This is a genomic window from Snodgrassella sp. CS2, assembly GCF_050310315.1.
Taxonomy (GTDB): Bacteria; Pseudomonadota; Gammaproteobacteria; order Burkholderiales; family Neisseriaceae; genus Snodgrassella; species Snodgrassella alvi_E.
Genome location: NZ_JBNPBA010000024.1, coordinates 1 through 2,379, shown reverse-complemented (window position 1 = coordinate 2,379; position 2,379 = coordinate 1). Strand labels below are relative to the sequence as shown.

Annotated in this window: 4 protein-coding genes and 1 pseudogene; all 5 read right to left on the bottom strand. The window is 38.1% G+C overall.

Annotated features, from left to right (window positions below; translation table 11 throughout):
• Window positions 1-152 precede the first annotated feature (152 nt).
• Window positions 153-545, bottom strand: a complete 393-nt coding sequence (locus tag ACQP6D_RS11085; protein ID WP_427858250.1) for a hypothetical protein — start codon at window positions 543-545, stop codon at window positions 153-155.
• A complete protein-coding gene (locus ACQP6D_RS11080) occupies window positions 526-1,359 on the bottom strand; it encodes a hypothetical protein (RefSeq protein ID WP_427858249.1) in 834 nt (277 codons plus the stop codon). Before ACQP6D_RS11080 ends, ACQP6D_RS11085 begins: the two co-directional genes overlap by 20 nt.
• Before the next feature lie 72 nt (window positions 1,360-1,431).
• A pseudogene (locus tag ACQP6D_RS11075) lies at window positions 1,432-1,533 on the bottom strand (VENN motif pre-toxin domain-containing protein); the annotation flags it as partial.
• Between the two features lie 81 nt (window positions 1,534-1,614).
• Window positions 1,615-1,881: a colicin immunity domain-containing protein gene (locus ACQP6D_RS11070; protein ID WP_065633147.1), complete on the bottom strand. Its 267-nt coding sequence runs from the start codon at window positions 1,879-1,881 to the stop codon at window positions 1,615-1,617.
• Window positions 1,878-2,379: colicin D domain-containing protein (locus tag ACQP6D_RS11065; RefSeq protein ID WP_427858248.1), on the bottom strand; the 502-nt coding region annotated here is incomplete at its 5' end. The genes ACQP6D_RS11070 and ACQP6D_RS11065, both read right to left, overlap by 4 nt.

Here is a 2,379-nt window from a genome sequence, read left to right as displayed (position 1 = left end):
CAATATCTTTTTCACATAAAAAACCCACCTATATTAAGGTGGGTTGGTGCGGATAAATGGCCTAGTTCCTTTTCATCGGCAGTTTAATCTGGCGACGTTTACTGTCTAGCCCTTACCCATTGCTAACGGTACTCTGTATGGTTGCAGTAATCTTAATTAAGGACTATTTCACCTCGTGCTCTACGCTCAGCTTTTTCTTTCTTTGATTGATTCGATTGATAGGTTGCAAACGTGGGTGTTCCGCGTTTTTCCATACATATATTATACATACCTTCATTAAATACCCCGTTTGGATATCCAGCTCTTGCTTTCCGATTTTCCGGCTTTTCTGCTAATTCAGTGCAATAGGCATCATTGTTTTTTCTCAGCTCTTTCATTTGCGCAGACTCAGCATCATAATAAGCATCACTATCTTTCTGATAGCTTTTCCATGATGACTTATCTACATAATAACCGTTATACCAGTCCGAAATACTGCATCCACCTAATAGCAGACTGATTCCTATCAGAATTAATAAGCGTTTTTTACATAGGCGGTACTGCATGATATTTTTTACCTCCATAGTTAAAGTAGCGTTTGCCATTAATTTCATGTATTGGTATCTGCGTGGTTTTAATCGGTTTTAAGGTTCTTTTATCATAGGTAGTCATTTTACCTCGCTGGTCTACCAGATTGATATTCCCATCGTTGCCTATCACTACTGCTTGTGGAACTGTTACATTAACATAATCTCCGGTTTCATCCTGTTCGAGTTTAGCTACAGTGTTGTTAATTTTTCTAAACTCCGGATTTTCAATCGGTTTACCCGTTTTTTTATCTAGATATTTTTTACCATTTTTATCAAGCAGAAATTGTTCCACATAATAAGCACCATTATAGCTGCTGTGACTGTAGCAGGAGCCTAACGGATTACCAGTACAATTTCCTGCAGTTACCGGATTCAGGCCTACCAATCTGCCAACAAAGTCTGTATTGTTATTGCCCAGAAATAATGTGCTATTAATACCATTTTCATCAACGTAGCCATTTTTGTTTAGCATGTCAAATTCGCCTACGATATTGGCTGCCGGCCCTAGATATTTAGTTTGTTCAATCGGTATACCGGTTATTCCTTTTACATTTTGCAGATAAGCCGTGCTGACTTTGTCTGTCAGAGAACCGCGGCTGTGGTTGTTAAACATAATTGGTGTACCGGTTTCTTTGGCCAATTCTTTCAATTCTGCGTTGGTTTTTTCGGCATTGGTCTTGGGCAGTCTGCCGCCAAACCATTCGTTGAGTTTATCCCACAAAGCATAGCTACCCACTTCACTTAATGCCGGAATAGCTTCTGCGGTAGGGTTGTTGACCACTACATACAAATTGCCACTGGCCGCTGCATCAGGATTCTGTTTGACGGCATTTCTGAATGCGGCATCTTCATTTTTCCCCCCAGCAACGGCAGTGTTGATGTCCTGAATATCACCACCACCGGCTGCGACAGCAAGGGCGGTAGCCAGTTGGGCGAGTGCGCTGACTTGTTGTTTTTCTGCTTCGGTTAACTTGCTAGTATTTTTACCGTAAAGTTGTTAACGAGTCAGTTAAGTTAAGATCCCATGCCAACGTGTAGCCTTTAACTATCCTAGCTTTTTTAGTTCTTGCTCAATTTGTTCAATAAGTTGTGATTCATCTAATTCATATTCTTCTCTGTCAGAATCGGGATTATAAAGATCAGCTAAACAAAATATGGATGATAAACATTCACTTATACTATCTTCATCATTAATCAAGATATTGTTATCTCGTTCTATTTGATAAAGTTCAATATAAGCTTCAACAAAAACTTGAGGAGTTATCCTTCCATTAACTAATGATCTAGCAAATTCTAATATCGTGAGGCTCATCGTAATACTCCATTTTTCATATAGTTTTCATATTGAGGTGTTCCTGGAGTAATCTTAAATCCGGTAATAAAATTACCTGATTTATCAAGAACAACTACATTATTTGTATTTGAATTAAAAAATACTTTCGAGTCTGTTACAAAGCCATAAGTACCTAGAGGTTTGGTTGCTTTATCTCCCATATGGCTTTTAATTGCTGTTTCATATTGACTAAGTGTTTCAGCGTTTTTCTTTGTTGTTGTTATCCCAAAATCAGCAGCATGTTTAAACTTTTTATCTAACTGTTTTTGTGTGATCCCTGTTAATTCATTGGCAACCGAATTACCACTCGTTCCCTTTCCGGCATTCCCATCCACTCCTTTTTTAATTTTATCCTCTTTTATAAGATTAGCCACATTTTCAGTTTGCTTAACCATTTCTACTACATTTCCTGCTTCTTTCGCTTTTTCATAGGCTTTTTGTGCAGTATGCATTTTTTTAGCTGCATCACCAACAAGT